The 22,919-nt window shown below is 29.5% G+C and carries 17 protein-coding genes and 1 riboswitch; of the genes, 15 read left to right on the forward strand and 2 right to left on the reverse strand.

The features are described from left to right. Positions 1-195: 195 nt before the first annotated feature. The 7 genes from NG904_RS06275 (at position 196) to NG904_RS06305 (ending at position 8,998) form a co-directional block, all read left to right on the forward strand. A complete protein-coding gene (locus tag NG904_RS06275) occupies positions 196-1,524 on the forward strand; it encodes a uracil-xanthine permease family protein (protein ID WP_252230557.1) in 1,329 nt (442 codons plus the stop codon). A gap of 518 nt (positions 1,525-2,042) precedes the next feature. Beyond that, positions 2,043-2,714: a hydrogenase nickel incorporation protein HypB gene (hypB, locus tag NG904_RS06280; protein WP_252214320.1), complete on the forward strand. Its 672-nt coding sequence runs from the start codon at positions 2,043-2,045 to the stop codon at positions 2,712-2,714. A gap of 140 nt (positions 2,715-2,854) precedes the next feature. Further along, entirely contained in the window at positions 2,855-5,545 is a 2,691-nt protein-coding gene (locus tag NG904_RS06285) for an FAD-dependent oxidoreductase (protein ID WP_252230560.1), read from the forward strand. 106 nt (positions 5,546-5,651) lie between these two features. Further along, positions 5,652-5,993 carry a hydrogenase maturation nickel metallochaperone HypA gene (locus NG904_RS06290; RefSeq protein ID WP_252214316.1) on the forward strand — a complete coding sequence of 114 codons (342 nt, stop codon included), beginning with the start codon at positions 5,652-5,654 and terminating at the stop codon, positions 5,991-5,993. A 64-nt stretch (positions 5,994-6,057) separates the two neighbouring features. Further along, positions 6,058-7,080 carry an ABC transporter substrate-binding protein gene (locus NG904_RS06295; RefSeq protein WP_252214314.1) on the forward strand — a complete coding sequence of 341 codons (1,023 nt, stop codon included), beginning with the start codon at positions 6,058-6,060 and terminating at the stop codon, positions 7,078-7,080. After that, positions 7,080-8,162, forward strand: a complete 1,083-nt coding sequence (locus NG904_RS06300; protein ID WP_252230562.1) for a FecCD family ABC transporter permease — start codon at positions 7,080-7,082, stop codon at positions 8,160-8,162. The genes NG904_RS06295 and NG904_RS06300 overlap by 1 nt, the downstream gene beginning before the upstream one ends. Next, positions 8,162-8,998 (forward strand): ABC transporter ATP-binding protein, encoded by an 837-nt coding sequence (locus tag NG904_RS06305; protein ID WP_252230564.1) that lies wholly within the window; start codon positions 8,162-8,164, stop codon positions 8,996-8,998. Before NG904_RS06300 ends, NG904_RS06305 begins: the two co-directional genes overlap by 1 nt. Before the next feature lie 209 nt (positions 8,999-9,207). Here the strand turns inward: NG904_RS06305 and NG904_RS06310 are convergent, their stop codons facing one another. Further along, positions 9,208-10,680, reverse strand: coding sequence for an amino acid permease (locus tag NG904_RS06310; RefSeq protein ID WP_252230566.1), 1,473 nt, complete (start codon positions 10,678-10,680; stop codon positions 9,208-9,210). A 278-nt stretch (positions 10,681-10,958) separates the two neighbouring features. Next, positions 10,959-11,133, reverse strand: a riboswitch (Lysine riboswitch). Between the two features lie 261 nt (positions 11,134-11,394). Between NG904_RS06310 and yjeM the strand changes: the two genes are divergently transcribed. Next, positions 11,395-12,906: a glutamate/gamma-aminobutyrate family transporter YjeM gene (gene yjeM / locus NG904_RS06315; protein ID WP_252230568.1), complete on the forward strand. Its 1,512-nt coding sequence runs from the start codon at positions 11,395-11,397 to the stop codon at positions 12,904-12,906. 120 nt (positions 12,907-13,026) lie between these two features. Here yjeM and NG904_RS06320 read toward each other — a convergent pair whose 3' ends face one another. Beyond that, positions 13,027-13,401, reverse strand: a complete 375-nt coding sequence (locus tag NG904_RS06320) for a MerR family transcriptional regulator (RefSeq protein ID WP_252214304.1) — start codon at positions 13,399-13,401, stop codon at positions 13,027-13,029. Positions 13,402-13,587: 186 nt separating this feature from the next. Here NG904_RS06320 and NG904_RS06325 point away from each other — a divergent pair, with 186 nt between their 5' ends. From NG904_RS06325 to NG904_RS06355, 7 genes are all read left to right on the forward strand, one after another. Further along, the gene (locus NG904_RS06325) at positions 13,588-15,348 is read left to right on the forward strand and encodes a 1-deoxy-D-xylulose-5-phosphate synthase (RefSeq protein WP_252230570.1); all 1,761 of its coding nucleotides are present in this window, start codon (positions 13,588-13,590) and stop codon (positions 15,346-15,348) included. Between the two features lie 123 nt (positions 15,349-15,471). Continuing rightward, a complete protein-coding gene (locus tag NG904_RS06330) occupies positions 15,472-16,353 on the forward strand; it encodes a Cof-type HAD-IIB family hydrolase (protein ID WP_252214300.1) in 882 nt (293 codons plus the stop codon). 199 nt (positions 16,354-16,552) lie between these two features. Then, on the forward strand, positions 16,553-17,017 hold the full coding sequence (locus tag NG904_RS06335; RefSeq protein ID WP_252214298.1) for a UPF0158 family protein: 465 nt from the start codon (positions 16,553-16,555) through the stop codon (positions 17,015-17,017). Positions 17,018-17,220: 203 nt separating this feature from the next. Beyond that, a complete protein-coding gene (locus tag NG904_RS06340; protein ID WP_252214296.1) occupies positions 17,221-18,399 on the forward strand; it encodes a M20 metallopeptidase family protein in 1,179 nt (392 codons plus the stop codon). A 432-nt stretch (positions 18,400-18,831) separates the two neighbouring features. Then, positions 18,832-20,436, forward strand: a complete 1,605-nt coding sequence (locus NG904_RS06345) for a beta-N-acetylhexosaminidase (protein ID WP_252230572.1) — start codon at positions 18,832-18,834, stop codon at positions 20,434-20,436. A gap of 217 nt (positions 20,437-20,653) precedes the next feature. Beyond that, positions 20,654-21,802: a 1-propanol dehydrogenase PduQ gene (locus tag NG904_RS06350; protein WP_252214290.1), complete on the forward strand. Its 1,149-nt coding sequence runs from the start codon at positions 20,654-20,656 to the stop codon at positions 21,800-21,802. Positions 21,803-22,032: 230 nt separating this feature from the next. Then, on the forward strand, positions 22,033-22,869 hold the full coding sequence (locus NG904_RS06355) for a MerR family transcriptional regulator (RefSeq protein ID WP_252230574.1): 837 nt from the start codon (positions 22,033-22,035) through the stop codon (positions 22,867-22,869). Positions 22,870-22,919: the final 50 nt, after the last annotated feature.

The raw sequence follows: 22,919 nt of genomic DNA on the forward strand, positions 1-22,919 counted from the left end.
GTTATCAAAATGAGAAAAAAGTTATCAAAGTGATAATTATTAAAAATTTTTTTGTATATAAAATGAATTTAATTATTATAAACTTAAGTAATGGGTAAAAATAGTAAATTTAATTGGCATAAGTATTGCGTAATAATATTTATAAAAATCATTGTAAACGTATAACAAGGTTTTAGTACAAGGGGGAGTTTTTTTATGGGATTAAATGAGAAGTCTTTACTTTTTCAATTTGAAGGTAGACCAAATTTAAAAGAAATAGTTCCGTTAGGATTACAACATGTTGTAGCTATGATTATTGGGTGCGTTACTCCAGCTATAATAGTAGCAGGTGTATGTGGATTAAGCCCAGAAGATAAAATTCTACTTGTTCAATCATCATTATTTTTTGCAGGGATAGCAACTTTAATTCAACTTTTCCCTATATTTAGAGTAATTGGTTCTAAATTGCCTATAATTGTAGGAACAAGTTTTGCTTATGTACCAACATTAATAGCCATAGCTGATGAATTTAATATTGCAACAATTTTGGGAGCACAAGTAATTGGAGGAATAGTAGCTGTTATTTTTGGAATATTTGTTAAAAAGTTAATTAAATTATTTCCATTAATAGTAACAGGAACTGTTATATTCTCAATAGGTTTATCATTATATTCAGTTGCTATTAGATATATAGCTGGTGGAGCTGGAAGTTCAACTTTTGGTTCACCTAAAAACTGGGGGATTGCACTTATAACTTTATGTGTAGTAATATTTTTAAATTATTTTACTAAAGGATCATTAAAGCTTGCATCTATATTAGTAGGAATTATTGTGGGTTATATTGTTGCTTTATGTTTTGGAATGGTTTCTTTTACAGATGTTCAAACAGCAGGGTGGATGCAAATACCTAAATTTATGCATTTTGGAATGAGCTTTAATGCTACAGCAATTATATCTATGGTTATAATGCATATTGTAAATTCTGTTCAAGCAATAGGTGATTTTTCAGCTACTACTGGGGGAGGAATGAATAGAGTTCCTACAGACAAAGAGCTTTCAGGTGGAATAATTGGTAATGGTATTAGTAGCATTGTTGGTGCATTTTTTGGCGGTATGCCTACTGCAACATTTAGTCAAAATGTTGGCATAGTAACCATGAACAAAGTTATAAATAGAAGCGTATTTGTATTTGCTTCAATAGTTATTATAATATCAGGAATAGTACCTAAATTTGCATCAATATTAACAAGTATTCCACAGTGTGTACTTGGAGGAGCTACACTATCAGTATTTGCAACTATTACAATGACTGGAATTAAGATGATTTCATCAATTAAACTTACAGCTAGAAATACTGCTATTGTAGGCTTATCAATTGCTTTAGGTGTAGGAATAGTTCAAGTTCCAGATGCATTAGCTTTATTCCCAGCTTGGTTTATATCAATTTTTGGGAAATCTTCAATAGTTGTAACTACATTAGTAGCTATAGCCTTAAATTTAATTTTACCAAAAGATGAGACAGAAGTAATAAGCATTAATAAATAATAGAATATAAATAAAAAATTATAACGATAGCGAGAAAGAGCTAATGGAGCATATAGATATCTAGCCTCTACCATAAAATCCACAATAAATTAATATTGTGGATTTTTGTATTAGTCTTTGTAATTAGTAAGTATTAAGTTTAAGTCAAAAATTATATCATAACATATATTAATAGTTTCATATTATATTTAATATAAAAACACAGTGATTTTATATTTTGTTAAAGTATAGTATGAAAAAATCAAAGCAATTTACAAATACAGTTATAAGAATAAGAAAATTATGTGAAAAATATTAATCCTTATTATGGATTATATGATATAATTTTCCTTAAGGTAATGCTTTTTATTATTTAAATGTAAGGCTCTGTTTTAAATGCGTGTTGATATATGCAATAGATAAAGTGGCATTTTACTCAGCCCACTTTGCTTATGCATATATCAACACTTTGCTAAAACATAGCCAAATATAAAAAAATAAAAGGATGGAATTTAACAAAAATGGGGGTCGAGAATTATATGGATAAGTATAAAGTCATTGATATTAAGAAAAGTGTTTTTGAAGATAATGATAGACAAGCAGATTTGCTTAGAGAAGAATTAAAAAAAAGTAAAACTTTTTTATTAAATTTAATGTCCTCACCAGGTTCTGGTAAAACAACAACTGTTTTAAGAACTATTGAAGCTTTGAAAGATGAAATGAGAATAGGAATTTTAGAAGCAGATATTGATTCAGATGTAGATGCAAGTACTGTGTCTAAAACTGGTACTAAAGTAATACAATTGCATACAGGTGGTATGTGCCATTTGGATGCAGATATGACAAAACAAGGTCTATATGGACTAGGAACAGAAGAAATTGATTTTGCAATATTAGAAAATGTAGGAAATTTGGTATGCCCAGCAGAATTTGATACTGGTGCATCAAAAAATGCAATGATTTTAAGTGTACCAGAGGGGGATGATAAGCCTCTAAAATATCCTTTAATGTTTTCTATTGTTGATGTTTTATTAATAAATAAGATAGATGCCATAGATTATTTTGATTTTAATTTAGAAGCAGTTAAAGAGTATGCTACAAGATTGAACCCAAATATTAAGATAATTCCTATTTCTGCTAAAACTGGAGAAGGAATTGATACATGGACTGAATGGATACGTACTGAAGTTAAGACTTGGAATGAAAAATAATGTCATATAAATTTTAAGCTATATTTTAAAACCATGTTGATATTGTAGTATAAAGCTCATGGACAGAGGAATTTACTTTAAGAATACTAAAATATCAACAGTAGCTTAAAGCATAGCAAATTTTAAATGGGGGAATAGATATGGTAAAACAAAAAGTATTGGATTTTGCTAATCATATAAGTATGAAAAAAAGAGGTTCAAAAGCTGCAATTACACCAGAAGACCCAGAATATAAAATTTTAGAACCAGTTGTTACGGATGAAATGGCAGAAGTAGGACTTTGTCTTGAATTACGTAAAAAGAAGAGTGCTGAAGAAGTGGCTGCTTTGTGTGGTAAATCTGTAGAAGAAACAGCAAAGCTATTATTAGATTTAGCTTTTGCAGGTGCTTGCTTTGTAAATGAAATAGATGGGGTTGATAAATTTTGGTTTGATCTTTGGGTTCCAGGGCAAATGGAAATGATAGTTAACCACCCTAGTAGGGAAAGTATTGAAAATTATAAGCAAATTGCAGAGGCTTTTGAAGGGTATGGAAGAAAAAAAGCTTATATAACAGCAGGTATTTTTTCAGTAGGAACAGGTCCCATGCGTGTTATTCCTATAGAAACAGCTATTCAAGGTGAGACTAGAAGAGCATCATATGAAGAAATTTCTAAATATCTTAATGAAAATACAATTTTTTCTGTTTCAGATTGTTCTTGTCGTACATCAAGAGAAGCTATGGGAGAAGGATGCGGTCATTTAAAAGAAGATATGTGTATTCAACTTGGACATGCTGCGGAATATTATATACGCACAGGAAGAGGTAGAAAAATTACTCGTGAAGAAGCTTTTGAGATTATTAAAAGAGCTGAAGAAAACGGTTTAATGCATCAAATTCCCAATGCAGATGGGCCAGGGCATACTCATGCTATATGTAACTGTTGTGGATGTTCATGTTACGCTACAAGAATTGCTGGAATGTTTCAAAATAATGACATGGTACGTTCAAATTATGTTTCTAAAGTAGATAAAGACAAATGTGTTGCTTGTGGAGAATGTGTTCAAGTTTGCCCTGTTAATGCATTGAAATTAGGTCAAAAATTATGTACTAAAACTCCAATTGTTGAAAAGAAGAGAGAAGACTTTGCTTATAACACAGAGTGGGGTGAAGATAAATGGAATGTTGATTATCGTATTAATAGAGAAAATGTTGTTGAAACTGGTACAAGTCCATGTAAAACAAATTGTCCAGCACACATTTCTGTTCAAGGTTATATTAAATTAGCTTCTCAGGGAAGATATAAAGAAGCACTTGAACTTATAAAACATGAAAATCCATTTCCAGCAGTATGTGGACGTATTTGTCCAAGAAAATGTGAATCTGAATGTACTAGAGGGGACATTGATGAGCCGGTTGCTATTGATGAAATTAAAAAATTTATTGCTGAACAAGACTTAAATAAGGACAATCGTTATGTACCAAAATTAAGACATGAATATGGAAATAAAATTGCTATTATTGGTGGTGGGCCTTCAGGTCTGTCATGTGCTTTCTATTTAGCTCTTGATGGTTATAAAGTAACTGTATTTGAAAAGCAAAAAGCACTTGGTGGAATGCTGACACTTGGAATTCCATCTTATAGATTAGAAAAAGATGTTATAAATGCAGAAATTGAAATTTTAAGAGAATTAGGAGTGAAATTTAAAGTTGGTGTTGAAGTTGGAAAAGATGTAAGTCTTAAATATTTAAGAGATCAAGGATACGAGGCATTCTATCTTGCAATCGGTGCTCAGACCGGTAGAAAACTTGGTGTTGAGGGCGAAGATTCAGAAGGTGTTATTACAGGTGTTGATTTTTTACGTAATGTAAATCTAGGCAATGAAGTAAAACTTGAAGGAAATGTAGTTGTAATTGGTGGTGGAAATGTTGCTATTGACGTTGCAAGAACAGCTATAAGAGTTGGAGCTTCAAAAGTTGATATGTTTTGTCTAGAAAGCAGAAAAGAAATGCCGGCACTTGATGAAGAAATTGAAGAAGCAATAGAAGAAGATATCGAGGTTAACAATTCTTGGGGTCCCAAAAGAATTGTTGAAGAAAATGGAAAAGTTATAGGAATAGAATTCAAAAAATGTATTTCAGTTTTCGATAAGAGTGGAAAATTTAGTCCTGTATTTGATGAAAATGAAACAAAGATTGTTAACACAAATCATGTTCTGATTTCAGTAGGTCAAGGAATAGATTGGGGCAATTTGCTAGAAAATAGTAAAGTAGAATTAAATCCAAACAGGACAATTAAAGCAGATTCATTTACTTTACAAACAAAAGAACCAGATGTATTTGCAGGTGGAGATGCTTTGACTGGCCCTAAATTTGCTATAGATGCTATTGCTTTAGGTAAAGAAGGTGCAATATCAATTCACCGTTATGTTCATCCTGGACAAAGCTTAGTTTATGGACGTGATAGAAGAGCTTATCATGCATTGGATAAAGAAAACTTAACTTTAGAAGGTTATGATCATATTAAGAGACAAAAAATAGATCATATAGAAGGAGCTAAATCAAAAGAAACATTTAGAGATTTACGTCCTACATTTACAGAAGAGCAAGTGAAGAAGGAAACAGAACGTTGTCTTGGTTGTGGAGCTACAACTGTAGATGAATATCAATGTATAGGTTGTGGTGCATGTACAACTAGATGTAAATTTGATGCTATTACACTTTACAGAAAATATGATGCACAAAGCGTAACACTTAAAGAGCTTAAACCTAAAGTTATTAAAAATGTAATTAAGCGTAAATTAGTAATTAAAGCTAGAAGAATTAAAAAGAGTCTCAAAAGAAATTCTTAATTAGAAAAAAGTAAGGTGGAATAGCAAAACATTGTACAAAAAAATACAGTGGGGAACACAAAATTCCATTTAGATTTTTAATATAGGGAAGTAGAGGTGGTTTTAGTTGCATGAATTAGGAGTGGTGTTTGAAGTTGTTAAGACTGTTAAAAATTTCGCAGAAAAAAATAGATTGACCAAAATAGAAACAGTAGTGCTTCAAATTGGTGAACTTTCATCTATGATTCCAAAATATATTGAAGCTTGTTATCCAGCAGCAGTTGATGGTACCTTATTACAAAATACAAAATTAAGAATTGAGATATTACCAGGTAATGGTATGTGTAAAAAGTGTAATACAGTTTTTAATATTATTCAAAATAATGGTGAATGCTCAAACTGTGGAGATAAACACTGGGAATTATTATGCGGAAAAGAGTTTATGATTAAGGAAATCATCGCTTGTTAAAACTGCTTTACCATCTTAACATTTATGGAATTATTTATAAAACAAAGAAATGGAGAAAATAGGAATGAACAAGAAGTTAAAAAGAATTATAGCTGCATTAACTATATCTGCATTAGCAGTAGGTGGAATAGGGTGCTCTAGTAATCAAATAGATAAAGTGGAAAAATCAAATACTGAAGCTCATACAAGTGATTTTGAAGCAGTAAAATTTGTATATTCAGATGGTGCTAAGGATTATGATGTAACAGTAAAATCACCAAGACAAAAGGCAGTTACATTATCTCAATTTATGACAGAAATGTTATTAGTATTAGGTTTAGAGGATAAAATGATAGGGACAGCACTTTTAGATAATCCTATATTACCTGAATTTGAAGAAGCCTATAATAAAATACCAGTACTTAAAATTGGAGAAGGTCATTCTGTATCTAAAGAAGGATTTATGGCTACAGGTGCAGACTTTGTAAGTGGATGGGATTCATCTATAAGTGAACAAACTACAGGATCACCAGATGAACTTATATCAAAAGATATAACTCCATTTATGGCTAAGTCTTATAGAGCAGATTCTACAGTAGAAACTGTTTATGAAGATTTTGAGCTATTGGGGAAAATATTTGGAGTACAAGACAAAGCTAAAGAAGTAATAGCTAAAATGAAAAGTGATATAAAAGCTGTAACTGATAAAGTAGGAGATATAAAACAAGAAGATAGAGTAAAAATGATGGTATATGATTCTGGCGAAAATGATGCAATGGTAGTTGGATCAGGTCTTGCTAACAACTTAATAGAACTTGCAGGTGGAAATAATGTATTTTCTAAAAATGCGACTAAGCCTTATATAAATGTTTCGTGGGAAAGCATAGTTGCAGAAAATCCAGAAGTTATATTAGTAACTGATTTCATGGCAGGAAACCCAGTACAAGAGAAAATAGATTTCTTAAAAGCTCATCCTGCGCTTAAAGATGTACCTGCTATAAAAAATAATAAAATATATGTTGTAGGATTAGCTGATTTATCTCCAGGTATTAGAAATCCGAAGCTTATCGAGCAAATGTACAGATATTTTTTTGGACAAAATAAGTAATGCAGGTAGCTTTAGAAGATAAAAAAAGCCTTTCTAAAAAGAAAGGTTTTTTATTTTGGGTTATAGCTTTAACTGCAATATTAGCAAGTGCAGCAGTTGGAGCAATAGCAATAGGTAGTACATATATAGAACCTGGAGAAGTATATAAAGTACTGCTTAGCAAATTAACAAATGGTGTAGTTTATAGTGATATTGGAACTATAATGACACAAAATATAATATGGGAAATAAGATTCCCTAGAGTATTACTCGGAGCTATATGTGGAGCAGGACTTGCAATTTGTGGAGTTCTTATGCAATGTGTAACTAAAAATCCAATAGCTGAACCATATATATTAGGTATATCATCAGGAGCATCTTTTGGTGCTGTTTTTGTTATAGTTTTAGGTGGTATGTCATTACTTGGAATAAATAGTATTAGAGCAGGAGCTTTTTTAGGTTCTCTTATATCAGGAATGTTAGTTTTTGCTATAGGCACTCAAATGGGAAAAGCAACATCTACAACAAGATTAGTATTATCAGGTATGTCAATATCAACAATTTTCTCGGCACTTACTAACTTAATTATATATTCAGCAGAAAATTCAAATCAAGCAAAGAGTGCTTTATTTTGGACTGTTGGTAGCTTAGGAGGAGCGAAGTGGGATGTGTTATTATTCCCATTTATTATTTTAGTTGTAGTTATAATAGTAGCGTTAATGACATCTAAATCACTAGATATATTACTTCTTGGTGATGACAGTGCAATAATACTTGGAATAAATATAAAGCTTATAAAATCTATAATTTTAATATTAGCGACACTGCTTACATCATCATTAGTTTCTATAACTGGGGCAATAGGATTTATAGGACTTGTAGTTCCGCATATATGTAGAACTATAGTAGGAAGTGATCATAAAAAACTTATAATACTTTCATCATTAATAGGTGCTATATTTTTAATAACAGTAGATATTATAGCTAGAGGGCTTTTCCCACCAATAGAAATACCTATAGGAATAATAACTTCATTAGTTGGAGGTCCATTTTTCTTATACTTAATTTCTAAGAAAAACTATTCGTTTGGAGGAAAAGAGTAATGTTTAAAGTGAAGGTTAGAAATTTAAGGTTTAGCATAGATAAAAAAGAAATATTAAAAGACATATCTTTTGAGATTAAAAAAGGTTCATTTGTAGGAATTATAGGTCCTAATGGTTCAGGAAAATCTACAGTACTTAAAAATATATACAGACTCTATAAACCATCAAGTGGAAGTGTATTATTAGATAATAAAGAATTAGATAAGATGAAACATAAAGATTGTGCAAAAGAAATTGCAGTTTTAGCTCAAGAAAGTAATACTCACTTTGATTTTACTGTTGAGCAAATAGTAAAGATGGGAAGATATCCATATAAATCTGTTTTTGAAGATTACTCTAAAGATGATTTACAGATGGTTCGAGAAATGCTAAAAAAGGTAGGCTTAGAAAGCTATAGTAAGAGGAGTTTTTCTCATTTATCAGGTGGAGAGAAACAAAGAACATTAATAGCAAGGGCTTTAGTTCAAAATACTAAATTTTTAATATTAGATGAACCAACAAATCATTTAGATATAGGATATCAGATACAAATTATGGACTTAGTTAAAAGTCTTAATATAACTACGTTAGCAGCTATACATGATATGAATCTAGCATCTATGTATTGTGATTATTTAATTGTAATGAAAGATGGAAGGATAAAGAATTTTGGAACAGTAGAAGAAGTGATAAATTCTGAAATGTTAAAAGACGTGTTTGGTGTAAATGCATATGTGGGAGTTAACCCTGTAAATAAAAAATTACAAGTATCATTTATGCACACACATGAACATATTAAAGGACTTGGAATAGATCATATACATGAAGATGGATTTACAGGAGTGCATACTCATTAAAGTTCAACAGATATTTTATAGAATTAGATACAATTGATTTATTTGGTGATGGATTTTAAAGGTCATGATGGCATCAAACAAGAAACCCACGATTAATTATGATATGCTTCCTTTATAGTAGACAGTTAAAATAATAAAACTGTTTTTATAAAGGGAGCAGTTCATTAAACTTAGCCGTGGGTTTTTACATTTAAATTTTATTATGTCAATTATACTGATTCTGATGTTTTGAATTTAACCTCCTCTAAATCATTATTATTATTTTCAGAGAAATTTAAATTAACATCATCTAAAGAAATAACTTTAGTTTTATGTTTAATTTTATAACCTATATACAATGCAAGAAATAGGGGAATTCCTATATAAGATGCAATTAAACCTTGCCAATCAATTCCATCGGGTTTTATACATGAGTAGCCTTGTCCCAACATTATGATTGTACACATTATTAAAGCTAATATAGGTCCAAATGGATATAATATAGCTTTGTATTTTAAACTTTTTAAATCCTTACCTTGGTGAATAAATGCTTTTCTAAATCTATAGTGACATATAGCTATACCTACCCAAGCTATAAATCCAGCAAGACCAGATGCAGCAACAAGCCAAACATAAACGGTACTTTCAGCAAATATACCAGTTAAAAAACAAGCTGAAGCAATTAATGTAGTTAAAAGTACAGCATTTACAGGTACTCCTTTTTTATTGGTTTTAGCAAATATTTTAGGGGCCATACCTTCTTTAGCCATGGAAAAAAGCATTCTACTTGATGCATACATGCCAGAGTTACCAGCAGATAATACAGAAGTTAATATAACTGCATTCATTAAGGAAGCTGCTCCTGCTATACCAGCTCTTTCAAATACCATTGTAAAGGGACTTGTATCAAGTCCTGCACTAGTAAATGGTATTATAGCACCTAAGACAATTATTGTTCCTAAGTAAAATATTAATATTCTCCAAAATATTGAATGTATAGCTTTTGGTATAGTTTTTTCAGGATTTTCACTTTCACCAGCAGCAATTCCTATAAGTTCAGTTCCTTGAAAAGAAAAACCTGCAATTAAGAATATAGAAAATATAGACTTAATACCTCCATGAAATGGACCATCAGCTATAGTATAGTTATGAAATCCTATTTCATTTCCACCCATTATACCTAAAATCATTAAAACACCTATTACTAAAAATATAATAACTGTAACTACTTTAACTCCAGCAAACCAAAATTCTGATTCACCATATGCTTTTGATGATAAAATGTTTAAACCTACTATTATTGTTAAAAATAATATACTCCAGAATAATGCATTTACATTTGGAAACCAATACTTCATAATTAAAGAACCGGCAACCATTTCTGCTGCTATTGTTATAGCCCAGTTGTACCAATAGTTCCATCCAAGGGCAAATCCAAGTGCTGGATCAATAAATTTATTAGCATAGGAACTAAAAGAGCCAGCAATTGGCATATAAGTTGCCATTTCTCCCAAGCTAGTTATTAAAAAGTATACCATAATGCCCACTAATCCATAAGCTACCAATGCACCGCCGGGTCCAGCTACATGTAAGGTATCACCCATTGCAAGAAATATACCAGTACCAATAGAACCACCTATTGCTATCATGTTTAAATGTCTTGCTTTTAAACTTCTTTTTAATTCATTTTTTTCTTCACTCATTTTTTTATCCTCCTTATGGTTTAAATTTCCATAAGTAAGTAACTAAGATAATATAAAGATTTAGGCACATGAAAAAATAATAGACCAATGCCGCACCATTATTCCTGCACTGCGTTTNNCGTTTGGAAAGGGCGCATGGCTAAAAAATCGACGGCTCCAAAGTCGCCTTAGCGATTTTGTTCTGTGCTTTAAACAATAAAAAATGCCATGAGCGTATACTCATGACATAAATACGAAAGTTGTATATTTAAATAAATATTACAATATCGTAAATTTCCATTGAAAATAGCTCTCCACAAAATAATTTGTGACAGTCTTATATATATTTTACATAAGACCAGTAAATAGCATGAAAGCAATCAACTATTTACTTCGGCGAAAGTTCCTTTCGTATTACTTCATTGAGCTTACCTCCATAATACTACTATTAAATTTCGCGCCTCTATCTAAGTTATTTACTTTTTAATTCATACATAATTATGGCGTAAAATTATAAATAAGTCAATAAAAAATAATGTATTTACATTATATAATAATATTGAGAGATCTTTCTTTTTAGTTATATGAATTCTATGTGGTGCAATTTAGTTATTAGAGTTGATACATAAAAATAATGTAATATGGAAAAAGTATTGTTGTTGTAATTGAAATAAAACAACAGTTTAGAAAATATGAAAGAAAATATTTAACAAATTTAAAATAAGGAGGAAAAAAATGAAGTCAAGCGTAAAATCAACAAAAAAATTAACCTTGGTACCTTTGATATTAATGATTTTTACATCTGTTTATGGATTTAACAATATTCCAAGATCATTTTACAAGATGGGTTATGCAGCTATTCCTTGGTACATTTTTTCAGGAATAACCTTCTTTGTTCCGTTTGCATTAATGGTAGCTGAATTTGGTTCTGCTTTTAAGGATGAAAAAGGTGGAATCTATTCATGGATGAAGAAATCCATTGGACCAAGATTCGCATTCATAGGAACATTTATGTGGTATTTTTCTTATGTAACTTGGATGGTTAACGTTGCATCTGGTATGTGGATTCCAGTATCAAATGCTATATTCGGAAAAGATACAACACAAAGCTGGGCTTTATTTGGTCTTCAAGGACCACAAGTTTTGGGGGTTTTAGGAATTATATGGATACTAGTAGTAACTTATACATCAACCAAAGGGATGGATAAGATAAAGAAAGTAACATCATTAGGTGGAACAGCAGTTTTATTATTGAATATATTCCTTTGGATTGGTGCTATAGCAGTATTTTTAGGGAACCATGGAAATTTAGCTGAGCCAATTGAAGGAGTTAAATCATTTACACAAACGCCAAATCCTAAATATATTGGAGATATAATTGCTTCGTTAGCATTTGTAGTATATGCTCTATTCGCTTATGGAGGAATAGAGGCTGTGGGTGGATTAGTTGATCAAACTGAAAAGCCAGAAAAAATTTTTCCCAAAGGAATTCTTATTTCAGCAGCTATAATCTCAGTAGGATATTCATTAGGAATACTATTCATTGGTGTATTTACTAATTGGGAAAGTGTAATGGGGATTAAGGAAGTTAATCTGGGAAATGCAAGTTATATAGTTATGTCTAATCTGGGATATTCACTTGGTACAGCTTTTGGAGCAAGCGAGAACATGGCTATAGTTTTAGGTAAGGGGGTTGCAAGATATGTTGGACTTTCAATGTTTCTAGCATTATCCGGCGCATTTTTTACACTTATGTATTCACCATTAAAGCAGATAATTGAAGGCACACCTACTAAATTATGGCCTGGAAAAATTGGAGAAACTAAACACGGATTGCCTATTAATGCTATGTGGATTCAAGCTACTATAGTTTGTGTAATGATAGGATTGGTAGCTTTTGGAGGAAGCTCAATGGCTGCATTCTTCAATATACTTGTTTCCATGACTAACGTAGCTATGACACTGCCATATGTGTTCATAGCTCTTGCATTCCCGTATTTTAAGAAGAAAACAGAAATCAATAAACCATTCGTAGTGTTCAAAACTCAAGGAATTGCAAATCTTTGGACTTGGATAGTTGTTTTAACAGTAGGACTCGCTAATTTATTTTGTATAATACAGCCAGCTATAGAAGGGGATATGCAAACAACAATCTGGAGTGTAGCTGGCCCCTTAATCTTCTCAGTAGTTGCGTGGTTAATGTATGGCAGCTATGAAAAGAAAAATAAAGGTGATATTTTAGAATAAACTATAAAATCCGCGGTAATGTTTTGATTATATTATCGTGGATTTTTATAGCTAAACTAATAATTAAACTATTTTCTCAATTTTAACATTTAAATTATATTTAGAAAAAAATCTATACTTTTACTTACAAATTATAGACTTTTGTTCTTTAATATAATGATTTATCTTATTATCTACAACTCTAAGATATGAATTAAAATTTTCTATTTCACTTTCTATATATTTTTTATGTCTTAAAAGTATATCTTCACGCTTACAAATGGTTTCAGGACCTTCTATGCATAAATCAACGTATTCTTTGATTTTAGCTATTGGCATATTAGTATTTTTTAAACAACATATTATATTAAGCCATTCCAAGTCCTTATCACTAAAAATTCTATTACCCTGTTTATTACGTTCAATAAATGGAAGTAAACCTTCTTTTTCATAATAGCGAAGAGTATGAACTGATAAGTTATATTTTTCAGCTACTTCTTTAATAGTATATGGCATTATGTTACCTCCTAAAAATAAGTGATATTATATTATACCAATTAGAGTCAACTCTAAGTAAAGAAAAAGTTAGAAAAAATAATTATTAGAAATTATCTATTGACTTAGAGTTAACTCTAAGTTTTATACTAATCAACATAGCAAGCATTACTGCTTTAAAACTTAAAAAAATTAGGAGGCATTAGTATGTCATTGAATATTTTAAATAGAATTAATGAGCCAAAAGACTTAAAAGGACTTAATAATGAGGAATTAAAATTATTATCTAATGAAATAAGAGAAATTTTAATAACAAGAGTAAGTAAGACTGGTGGACACTTTGGACCAAACTTAGGTATGGTTGAAGCAACAATAGCACTTCATTGTGTATTTAATTCACCAATAGATAAGATTGTTTATGATGTTTCACATCAATCATATACACATAAAATTTTAACTGGAAGAAAAAATGCATTTACAAATCCAGATGAATATAAAAGTGTTACAGGATATACTTCACAAAATGAAAGTGAATATGATTTCTTTACAGTGGGGCATACATCAACTTCAATTAGTTTAGCGTGTGGATTGGCAAAAGCACGTGATATAAAGGGAAATACGGAAAATATTATAGCTGTTATAGGTGATGGATCTTTAAGCGGGGGAGAAGCTTATGAAGGCTTAAATAATGCATCTGCATCAGGAAAAAATATAATAATACTTGTAAATGATAATGATATGTCTATAGCAGAAAATTATGGTGGACTTTATCAAAATTTAGCTTTACTTCGTAAAACTAATGGAAAAGCAGAAAATAATTTTTTTAAATCTTTAGGATTTGATTATCATTATGTTAAAGATGGAAATGATATTGAATCATTAATTGAAACATTTTCAAAAGTTAAAGATATAGATCATCCATTTGTAGTTCATATGCATACAGTTAAAGGAAAAGGATATGAAGATGCAATGCAAAACAAAGAAGCTTTTCATTGGGTAATGCCATTTGACTTAAAAACCAAAGAATCTTTAGTGAAAAGTGCTAGTGAGACATATGGAAATATTGCAGGAGAAATTTTATCACAAAAAGCAAGAAAAGATAGCAGTATTGTAGCAATAACAGCTGCTACCCCAGCTTCAGTAGGTTTAAGTTCATTTAGACATGAATTTAAAGATCAATTTATAGATGTTGGAATAGCAGAGGAACATGCTATAGCACTGGCATCAGGAATAGCATCACAAGGAGGCAAGCCAGTTGCATCTTTTGTAAGTTCATTCATCCAAAGAACTTATGATCAATTATCTCAAGATCTTGCTATAAATAATAATCCGGCACTTATTATGGTTCATGGTGGAGGCATAAGTGGTGGAGATGTAACACATCTTGGAATATTTGATATACCATTAATATCTAATATTCCTAATATAGTATATCTTGCACCAACAAACAAAGAAGAATATATTGCAATGATGGAATGGGGAATAGAACAAGATAAATATCCAGTAGCAATACGTGTTCCAAATATGACTGTAGTATCAAGCGGAGTTAAAATTGAACCTAACTTTGATAAGTTAAACACTTATAAGAAGGTTAAAGATGGAAATGAAGTAGCAATCATTGCTCTTGGAAGTTTCTATGATCTTGGAGAAAAGGTACAAAAGAGATTAAAAGAATCAACAGGAATAAATGCTACATTAATTAATCCTAGATTCATAAGTGGAATAGATAAAGATCTATTAAATGAATTATTAGATAATCATAAGCTAGTAATAACATTAGAAGATGGAATACTTGATGGGGGATTTGGAGAAAAAATTTCAAGGTTTTATGGAGATAAAGAAATGAAAGTACTAAACTTTGGTGCTTCAAAAGAATTTACTGACAGTGTACCATTAGAAGAGCTATATGAATGTTATCACCTAACTGAAGAGCTAATAATATCAGATATACAGAAGACTCTTAAATAGACTTAAATTTAGAAGACAATTTTAATATAGTAAGAAAAATTTTAATTATTATATAATTTTATGCAGAATACATGATACTATATATTAAGGAGAATAAACTATATTGAGAATGGAGTGATTCTAATGATAAAGCTTATAGCATCAGATATGGATGGTACTTTATTAAATAATAACCATGATATAGATGAAGAAACAGTTGATGCAATTAGAAAAGCAGAAGAGGCTGGAATAATATTTACAATATCTACAGGTAGAGAGTACGATAGTGTTAAAGGCATATTAGATAAGCATAATATAAAATGTCAATGTATTCTTTCTAATGGAGCAGAGTATAGAGATGAAGATGGTAATATTTTAAAGGTAATAAATATAAACGAAAAGTATGTAAAACAAATAATAGAGATATTAGATGAAAATAAATTACCAGCGCGTATATTTACGGATAAAGGTGTATTTACTACATCTACAAGAGAAGAGGCACTTCAAGAGGTTGTGTTTAGAACTTTGACTTTTAATCCTAACTTAACAGAAGATGAAGCTAGAAAAATGGCAGAAAAAGAAGGATTTTTTACAAGTTTAAAATATATTGAAGATGTAGAAAAATTTTTTAAAGATGGAATAGAAGTAAGAAAATTTGTAGCATTTCATAAAGATGTAGAGCTAATAGATAAAATGAAAAAGACTATTGGAAAGCTTGAAGGACTCGCAATATCATCATCATTTGATGACAATATAGAAATAACTGATTTAAATGCTCAAAAAGGAATCATTTTAGAACAAGTAGCTAAAAAAATGGATATAGACATAAAGAATGTTATGATTCTTGGAGATAGTTTTAATGACTACTCAATGTTTGAAATATTTGAAGAAAGTGTTGCTATGAAAAATGCAATACCAGAAGTTAAGGATATAGCTAAATACATAACAGATAGTAATGATAATTTTGGTGTTGCAAAAGCTATTCACAATGTTCTTAATAATGAAATGGATAATATGATTAAATAGATTTGATTTAGGGTCTGTATCAAAATGAATTTGATGCAGATCTTCTTATATTAATAATTTAACTTAAATAAGAAGAATGGTATGAATTACAAACAAAAGTGTAATGATTATAATAATAAATGTTTTATGTAATCAAGCTAGAGTATAATATACTTTACATAAAAGTATTAACTTAAAATATAATTGAAGAGGTAAAAACATGCAAGTAAATTTAAGTGATGTAATAGAGGCAATAGAATTTGAAGGAGAATTATTGAGTCATTATTACAATAAAAAAACAGGTGTAATTATATATTTAGAAGATGAAAGTACTTCAAATTATAAAGCAGATGATATTAACAATCTTGAAAATTTTGAGGAGTGGGAAAGGGAATTAATAATCTGTTTGCATGATTTAAAGGAAAACTTTGAAGACTATATTCAATTACCAAATGAAGATGAGATAAATGAATATGGAATGATGATAGATTTTTGTAAGTCTTTAGATGATGAAAACTTTAAAGATAAGAAATTAGAAGAATTACAAGAAAAATATTCATTACGTAAACTAAGAGAATATATTGAAAATATTGAACATCTTAGTGAATGGTATGATTATAGAGAAAATACTGAATACAAATTAGCTATTGATTGGTGTGAAAAAAATAATATAGAATATATTTAAATGTATATAATAAATAGATTTTTAATAAAACTTATTTAGATAAATTGTATGTTAAGTGGAAACTTTAAATCACATGATAATACTTTCGTAATGTTATCATAAGGTTTATTTATAGAAAGTATTAGAAACTAATATAGTTTATTATAAAAATACATATAATAAGATTAAATTTTTAAATAATAAAGTAGTAGAGGTGTATAAATATGTGTGGATTTTTTGAAAGATCAAAGGAAATTGAAGAAGAAATAATAAAAAATAGAAGGTTTTTACATGAAAATGCGGAACTTGGAAATGAATTACCTATAACTAAAGAATATGTAATAGAAAAACTTAAAGAAATAGGATGTAGTCCAGAAGAAATATGCAAGAGTGGAATAGTGGCAACAATAGGAGGAAAAAGAAACGGGAAAGTAATATTGTTAAGAGCTGATATGGATGCTTTGCCAATGAAAGAAGAAAGTGGATTAAAATTTTCTTCAAAGACACAATGTGCTCATACTTGTGGTCATGACACCCATACAGCAATGTTATTAGGTGCTGCCAAGTTATTAAAGGAAAAAGAAGATGAACTAGAAGGAACAGTTAAACTTATGTTTCAACCAGACGAAGAAGGTCTGGGAGGAGCAAAAGCAATGATAGATGCAGGAGTATTAGAAAGTCCTAAAGTAGATAGTGCATTTGGAATGCATATATTATCTAAAATTATGCCAACAGGATATTTAGCTTATAGCACAGGATATTGTGCAGCTTCTTCAGATATTTTTAAGATTTTTATTAAAGGGCAAGGTGGACATGGGGCTATGCCAAATCAAACAATAGACCCTATAAATGTAGGTGTACATATACATTTAGCATTACAGGAATTAATAAGTAGAGAAAGCGATCCAAATGATATGGCTGTAATTACTATTGGAACATTTAATTCAGGAGATAGTGCTAATATTATACCAGAAGAAGCTACTTTAACTGGTACTATGAGAAGTTTTTCAAAGAAAAATAGAAAAAAATTACTTGAAAGATTGAATGAAGTAGTAGATTTTACTGCTAAAACTTTTAAGGCAGAAGCTAAACTAGAGATTATTGATTCTACACCTGCTTTATATTGTGAACCTAAAATATCTGAGGAATTTGGTGAATATTTAAAAAAAGAATTAGGCAACAATATATCTAAAATAGATATAAATTTAGGTGGTTCTGAAGATTTCTCTCAAATATTAGATAAAGTACCTGGAACTATGGTTATTTTAGGAGGGGGTAGTGAACAAGAAGGATTTAAGTATGGTCAACATAACCCGAAGGTTATATTTAATGAAGATTGTTTACACGTAGGTGCAGCTGTTTATGCACATAGTGCATTTGAATGGTTAAAGAATAATAAATAGATATAAAAAAAGATATAGAAAAGATATTAAAACTTATAAATAAAAAGAGATCAGGATACTAAATTATACTGGTCTTTTTTTAAGTTAAAAAATTAAACTTTAATACTGATTTAAATTTAAAATACTTCTTAAAAGTATTGGAAATTGATACTTTTGTTAATATTTGTAATATATTTTGTGCAAGGTAATTAAATAGATAATAAGCTTTTATATAAATAAAAACATAAAGTATAAATATTGTACTAGACAGTTTTGTTACTAATTTTTTTATATGTATACTACTAGGAAGAAATAAAAATTAGTAAGTCAGTGATTTCATAGTATATACTTGCCTCTCTTAGGTTATAAAATAATAATGAAGGTTTAAAAGTGATTTCTATAATAATATACAAAGAAATCATATATTTTAAAATATTTAAGGATGGTGAGTTAATGAAGAATATATCTAATAAGCATTGGACGTTCATATCTATAATTATGCTAATGCTGATATTAGTAACTGTTTCTATTGGAATAATTTTCAAGGGAAATGATGAATCAAAAGCGATTTTTTCAGCAGCAGATAGTAAGAATGATATTATTCCAAGACCTCTAAATTATAAAAAAGGTGACGGAAATTTTATACTTACAAAAGATACTTCAATTTATGTAAAAGGAAATACTAAAGAAGAAACAGAAGAGATTAGTAAAATTGCAGAGTTTATAAGAGGAAAATTAAAGGCTTCAACTGGATTTGAATTAAATATTATTAAAGGAAAAGAAGGTAAATCAGGTAGTATTTATTTAACTACTATAGGATCAGAAGAAAATCAAGGTAATGAAGGTTATGAAATGGTAACTACACCTAAAAATGTTAAAATTTTAGCATATAAGGCAGAAGGTATTTCAAGAGGAGTTCAAACATTAAGACAATTATTTCCACCAGACATTGAAAAAAATACTATAGCTACTGATGTAGAATGGAGTGTTCCAGCTTCAATAATAGACGATAAACCTGAATACAATTATAGAGGAATAATGATTGATGTGGCTAGGCACTTTTTTACTATAGATGAAGTTAAACGTCAGATAGATTATGCAGCTCAATACAAAATAAATAGAGTTCATTTACATCTTAGTGATGATCAAGGATGGCGTCTAGAAATAAAAAAATATCCTGACTTAACTACAATCGGTGGAAGTACAGAAGTTGGTGGAGGAAAAGGTGGATATTATAAACAAGAAGAGTTTAAAGATTTAGTTAAATATGCAGCAGAAAGATATGTAGAAATAATTCCTGAATTTGATATGCCAGGCCATAGCAATGCTGCATTAGCTTCTTATGGATTTTTAAATAAAAATGGTAAAAAGAAGCCTTTATATACAGGAACTGAGGTGGGTTTCAGTTCTCTTATGACAGACAGTGAAAAAACATATGAATTTATAGATAATGTAATTAAAGAAGTTTCAGAAATATCACCTTCAAAATATATTCATATAGGTGGAGATGAGGCTAATAGTACTAAAAAAGAAGATTATGATTATTTTGTAGGTAGAGTATATAAAATAGTTGAAAAGTATGGGAAAACTCCAATAGGTTGGGATCCTATTGATACATCTCCAGAAATAAATTCAAGTTTAATATTACAAAATTGGAAAGATTCAAATGAAGCAGCTAGGAAAAAAGAAATGAAAATGATTGTTTCAATTGCACAAAAAGCTTATTTGGATATGAAATATGATGATAGTACGCCATATGGATTAACATGGGCAGGTTACATTCCAGTAGAAACCGCATATCAATGGGATCCTACTGATTATGCACCAAAGGAATTGGTTTTAGGTATAGAAGCACCATTATGGACAGAGACAATTACTAATACAAAAGCTATGGATTATATGATATATCCAAGGTTACTAGGTTATGCTGAGATAGGATGGACACAAAAAGAAAATAGAGATTGGAATCAGTATAAGAGCAGATTGGAGAAACAGGGGGAAAGAATGAAAAATCAAGGTATAAATTATTATAAAGATAGTAACATATGGGGGAGATAAAAAGAGCAATTAATAGCTATCTCTGATACTGAAGTTAATAAAATTATTTATTTATAAATATGTTGCCTATTATCATTTTATCGTGATATAATGTGGTAATAGGTATTTACTTTAAATTGTTATAATTTTAACATTGTAGTCTAGTCTTTGTATTGTAAATTAAAGAATAACTAAATCATTCATATTTTATAAACTTAAAAATTAGGAGAGAATATATATGAAAGAATTTAGTATTAGTACAAATGTTTATTTTGGAAAAGGTTCTTTAAGTAGATTAAGTGAAATAAAAAATAAAAGAGTATTGATTGTATGTGATAAATTCATAGAATCTTCAGGAATGGCTGCAAAAGTACAGGAAAAGTTAGTTGATTGTCAGGTAACAATATTTAGTGATATAATACCTGATCCTCCAGTAGAAATCATTGCTGCTGGAATTCAAACATTACAAGTTTGTAATGCACAAATTATGATAGCCCTTGGTGGTGGCTCATCAATTGATGCGGCTAAGGCAATAAGAGAGTATTCAAAACAAATTTTAGGATCAGTCAATGAAATAGAAGAATGTTTTGCAATACCAACTACAAGCGGTACAGGATCTGAAGTAACTGAATATGCAGTAATAACTAACAAGCAAGAAGGATTAAAATATGCGTTAGCAGATAAAGCACTTCTTCCTATGGTAGCAATACTTGATCCTGAACTTGTAACTTCTGTACCTCCAGTTATTACAGCAGATACAGGAATGGATGTAATTACCCATGCTATTGAAGCTTATGTTTCAAAAAATGCTAATGATTTTTCAGATGCTTTGGCGGAAAAAGCGATTTCTTTAGCTTTTAGATTTTTACCAGAAGCTTTTTCTAATGGTGGTAATCTTTTAGCAAGGGAAAAAATCCATAATGCATCTTGCTTAGCAGGTATGGCGTTTAATTCAGCAGGACTTGGTATTACTCATAGTTTAGCACATGCATTAGGTGGTAAACTACATATATCTCATGGAAGAAGTAATGCAATACTACTGCCTCATATAATAGAATATAATGCTAAACTTAATAACAATTTTTATAATAAAGAGTATGAAGTAGCTGCTAAAAAATATCAAAGAATTGCTAAAATATTAAATTTACATGCATCTACTGTAAATATTGGAGTTAATAATCTAATTAGACATATTGTTGAGTTACAAAAAAAATTAATGATTCCTACTACATTAAAAGAACAGGGAGCTGACATAAGTTTATTAGATCAAGTTAAGGAAGATATTTTAAATGCCGCTATGAAGGATATTTGTACAACTGCAAATCCTAGAGAAGCAACAAAAGAAGATTTATTAAATATTTTAGATAAAGTTACAGGAAACAAGTAGTTTAATGAAAACCACTCAAAAATGAGTGGTTTTTTTATTACATTAGTTCATTTTTTTGAAATTAGATATAAATTTGTAATATTAGGTTTAATTATTTATAATATTAAGAATGTGAATGAATTATTTACTTATTGAATATTATCTTACAATTATATAAAATAATATAAGAAAAGCTTATATTCGGTTGTATTATAGTTAAATTTTAGTATGAAAATAAGTGGGGGTATTTTATGAGAGAAAATAAATTGTATTGTATAGGACAAGTTGAGAAAATCTGCAATTTATCTAAAAAAGCACTTAGATATTATGACAAAAAAGGAATACTAAGCCCTGATAAAGTATCTGCTGAAAATGGTTATAGATATTATAGCAAAAAAACGTTACTATCTGTACCAATGATAAAATATTATAAGCAGAGTGGATTTAAACTTGAAGAAATGAAGGAATTTCTTGAAGGAACAAATTATTCGATTTTTGAAAAAAGCTTTGGTCAAAAAATTGATGAACTTAAAGAAATAGAAAATGAAATTAATTTAAAACTTAAATCAATAAAAGACTGGTATGATCTTATAATTGAGGCACAGATGGTAATTGAAAATGATATCAAAGATATATCTATAAAATATGTTGAAGCTCGTACAATGGTTTATTTAAATCAAGATTTTGATTATGACTATATGGATTCCATAATAAACATAGAGTTTACTAATTACATAGAAAGTATAGATAATGCTATAACAGGTCCTGTGATAATAGAATTTCCTTCATTCGAGGAAAAAATTAATGGCAATTGCAATAAAATGAAGATAATGCAGGAAACAATTCTAAAATGCAAGGAGAATGAAACTACTAGATTTGGAGGATTTATGGTTGCTTCTTGTTATCATATAGGAACACATGAGACTATTGATGAAACATATAAAAAGATAAAAGTGTGGGCAGGTAAGAATGGTTATAAATGTGAAGAAAAATCATATGAAAGATATGTTACAGATTATTGGACAACTAAAAATAGTGATAAATTTGTAACAGAAATAATGATTAAAGTTAATAGAAAAAAGAAATAACCACTAAATGAAAACGTTGCCCTAAGGGGGAATGTATAAGAGATAGATAA

This window comes from Clostridium sp. ZBS15, assembly GCF_023845705.1.
Lineage (GTDB): Bacteria > Bacillota > Clostridia > Clostridiales > Clostridiaceae > Clostridium > Clostridium aquiflavi.